The sequence below is a fragment of the Lactobacillus sp. genome (genome assembly GCF_051893255.1).
GTDB lineage: Bacteria > Bacillota > Bacilli > Lactobacillales > Lactobacillaceae > Lactobacillus.
Map to the genome: position 1 here is coordinate 1 of NZ_JBJFHB010000006.1, position 4,160 is coordinate 4,160.

Annotated in this window: 1 protein-coding gene; it reads left to right on the forward strand. The window is 40.7% G+C overall.

Annotation, left to right across the window (positions count from 1 at the left end):
* Positions 1–4,154: SpaA isopeptide-forming pilin-related protein (locus tag ACI4WN_RS00580; protein ID WP_439776524.1), on the forward strand; the 4,154-nt coding region annotated here is incomplete at its 5' end.
* Between the last annotated feature and the right edge of the window lie 6 nt (positions 4,155–4,160).

A 4,160-nucleotide genomic window follows, 5' to 3' on the forward strand; every position in this document is an offset into this window, starting at 1 on the left:
TATTTGCTGCATTGATTTTAACTTTAAGCATCTTGGTGCCAAGCTTTGTCGAGGTTGGGAGCAGCGTGTGGACTGCAAATAGTGCGGTTGCTGCCGAAAGCTCTGCAAATTTAGCTGATAAAAAGTGGATTGACAGCTTAGACATTGAAACTCAGCAAAATGGCAAGTGGGTTGCCGTTGACGGCTCAACGCCGCTATCTGATGGCAGCAACGTTAGAGCCAAACTTGCTTATACGATTCCAATGGGCAGCTTGACTGGCAAGGGCTCAAAGGTTACCTACCAATTCCCAGATGGCTTTAAGATTGATAAGGAGCAAAAAGGTAACGTTTATAGCAAGACTGATTCTAGCAAGGTAATTGGGACTTACACGATTTCTACCGATGGGAAGGTCGAGATCACTTTTAACGAAAACTTTGACCCCAAGACCAAGCAAACCGGTACTTTAACTGTTAACGGTACTCTGGAAAATACCAGTAGCTCTGATGAAAAGAAGCTAAACTTCCCAGGGTCTGGCACGACCATCGTGATCAAGAAGAAGGATAACGGTGATACGGACCATGACATTCAAGTTGAAAAGAAAGGGACTGTTGCTGAAGATAAGAAGAGCGTTAGCTATACCGTTAAGGTATCGACGACTAAAGGCACGCCCGATACGGTTGACGTTGATGACACGCTGCATGATTTAAAAAATGTTACCGGGAGTTATGATCGGAGCAGCTTTAAGATTGTTAAAGTTGACGCTATTGGCAATAAAACAGAGCTGAGTACGAGCAAGTATCAACCAGTGATTAGCACCAATAGCAGCAATCAAGCTACTTTTAAAATCTCTAGTCTGCCAAAGCTAGATAAGGGTGAATCATACGAAATTACCTATTCAGTCAAGATTAGTACTAATCTCAAAGACAATACTGAAGGCTATGAAGAGATTAATAACTCGATTCACGCCAAGTCAAAGGATAAAGATAGCTGGAACGGAGATAGGGAGACGATCCATAATAGCAGGATCCAGAAAGATGGTTCTTACAAAAATGGGGAAATCAACTGGAGAATTAATGTTAACAACGCTGAAGAAGACATTAGCCATTATGTTCTGTACGATAACTTGCCAGATAATTCCAGTTTGTTAGATGACATCCAGATTGTGGATGATAGCACTGGCGAAAAGTATGATTTAAGCCCACTGATTAGAAGGGGTAAAAAAGGGGACAAGTCGATTTATATTGATTTCTCTAGATTGCCTGACAAGTATAAAAAAGATAGATTCACGATAACGTATAGGACCAAGGCACCGGAAACTGATGATAAATCGGTTAAGGTTGAGAACAAGGCTGACTTCTATGATACAAACCACCACTACTCTTCAGATAAAAGCGTTGATGTGCCAGCTGAGAGCTATGGAGTTCATAAGCAATTTGATAGTGAAGAAGCAATTAGTGGAAATAGTGATGAGAAGAAGTATAACTGGACTTCTACTTATACACTAAGCGGCAAAATTGCTAAATATGTGGATCTTTCAGATATATTTGAAGATGCTACTAGCGTGAGCGTTCATGATCAATCACAGAAGCCACATACTGATACTCACTATGGCATTGCGAGTGAACTGTACAAAGAACTAACGGATCCAAACAAGCAAGAGCTGATCGCAGAAGAGGGTTCTAAGACAACAAAGTATATTTTAGGTCAAGACTACAAGGTTGATCTTCATTTCTACAAATATGTAGTCAAAAAAGTGAACGGAGAAGATCAGGGGAGCTATGAGGAAGTTGATCACACTGATAGCAAAACTCACATTAAGTACTATTCAATGAGAATTCTTCCCTTAGATGGTAAGACAATCAAGCCAACTAAGTTTGTCATTCACTATTCATCTCGTGCCAACATTTCTAAAGTTAGCTATGGTGAAACGTGGACTTACAAGAATTATGCTGACTTTGTTGCTTTTAACGGTACTTCGATCAATCAAGGAGACATCGCGCAACATGAATATAAAAAAGATGCTAATTTGGTCAAAGACGCTAGTTTAACTGGCGTTGCTGACAGCTATAAGGGCGAGGATCTCAACGCCGACCTTGATAAAACGAATGGTGAAATTTACTACCGAATTTTGGTTAAGCTTCCTAAGGGTTACACTGGCAAGGCAGAGGTAACCGACCTTTTACCTAAGGGGATGACATACGTAGATGGCAGCTTGAAGGCGAAGGTTTATTACAGTGATTGGGATACCAGATCTCAGATAACTTGGTGGGATAACGACAAACATGCCAATCTAACCTATGACCTTGATGGCGCTCAAAAGCCATCAGTTTCCACACAAAAGCAAGCTGATGGTACTACTAAGTTAATGGTGAGCGTACCAGATGGCTACGATAACTCGAATAGTAACATTATCCAGCTAACCTACAAGGCTTCAGTTAAAGGTGATGATGATTGGGAGGATATGAGCAAGCTCAGTAAGTCATACACCAACACCGTTAGCTGGAATGGCTACACTGATAAGCAAACGACCAATGAAACTAGAGAAGTTTCAGTTTTAAAGAAAAAAGGCGTTCAAATCAAAGATGCCGATGGCAACCCAACCAATGTGATTGGCTACCAAGTTGACATTAACCCGCAAAGCTTAGACTTGAATCCTGATGGTGATACGGTAATCTTGAATGACCAATTGTCTTTATCAAGCGGGATGGATGCTTACCTGGATCTGCAAAAGACTAAGCTCTATAAGTATGACTATAAGGCTGAAAACCATATCGGAGATGAGATTGATCACAGTCTGTATTCACTGAAATACGACAGCGATACTCACCAGATCAAACTGGAATTGCCGGATAAAACTGCTTGCGTTTTGGTTTACCAATACAGCATTGATACTGATAACAACATTAATCCGACGATCAGTAACAAGGCTTCCTTAGCTGGCAAGTATTCAAGCGATGAATCAACCCAGTTGACAGATAGTTCATCTTCTGCCGATATTACCGAGCAAAAGATTTCAGTATATAAAGTTGACAGTGACGATTATACCAAGAACCTGCCAGGTGCAGAATTTAGCTTAGAAAAACTCAATGGCAGTTCTTGGCAAAAGGTTGCAGCTAAAGACGTAAACGTTAATGGCAAATTAGTAACCGACCAAAAAGGGAAACTCGATCTGACCAACTTATCCAATAATACGGTTTACCGTTTAAAGGAAAGTAAGGCGCCAAGCGGGTATAGTTTGAACACCAAGTATTTTTACTTGGTGTGGCTGAATGGCAAAAAGACGTCAGATGATGTTTACAAAAACCTGAGCGACACGGTCAAAAACGAGATTGGTAAGCAAAGCAATATCCACTTCTTTAAGACTGCTGGTGGGGCAATCTATGTTCCAGACGATTACTCACAGCTGACAGTTGCTAAACACTGGGTCAACTCAGATGGCACAGCTGCCAAGCCAGGAGCGTCTAGCGTTAAGGTTGACCTTTACCGGGTAACGAAGAAGTTAAATTCGATTAATGTGAGAGTGATTATTGCTAATCCAAACTTTGGAAATAACGATCATTCAAATGATCCAAATAATAAACCGTTTTTTGATAAGACTTATAGTATCGAAAAAGGATCTACAATTACGATTCATGGTGCTGATAATGATGGGAATGCTGTAAAGCTTCAATGGATATTATTTAATAGGATGGTAAGTTACACAGATAATATCCAGCCTAATCTTGATCCAAATGCAACTTCATATACTTCACCACAATTAAACAGTGATACTACAATATTTGCAAAAGAAAGTAGCAATTGTTGGACTACCAATGTTCTTGTTGACAAGGAAGACCCACAGCCAATCATCGACCAAACAACCAAGACCAAGGTAGAAACAGTCACCTTGGATGCGGCCAACAACTGGCAAAAGACCTGGAGCGACCTTCCTCACGAAGATGAAAATGGCAATACCTATTACTACTACGTCGAAGAAGAGTCTGTACCAGGTTACAAGACCAGTTACCGCAACAATAACGGCATCAAGTATGGTCAAATTGATGTCATCAACCAAGAAAAGAATGAATTTTATCACTTGCCGCAATCAGGGGGCAGAGGCCTTTATGCATTCCTAGTGTTGGGGACTGCGATTGTGGCAAGCGGTCTGGCTTTTCGCCGGAAAAAGTTTAATTAGTTAATC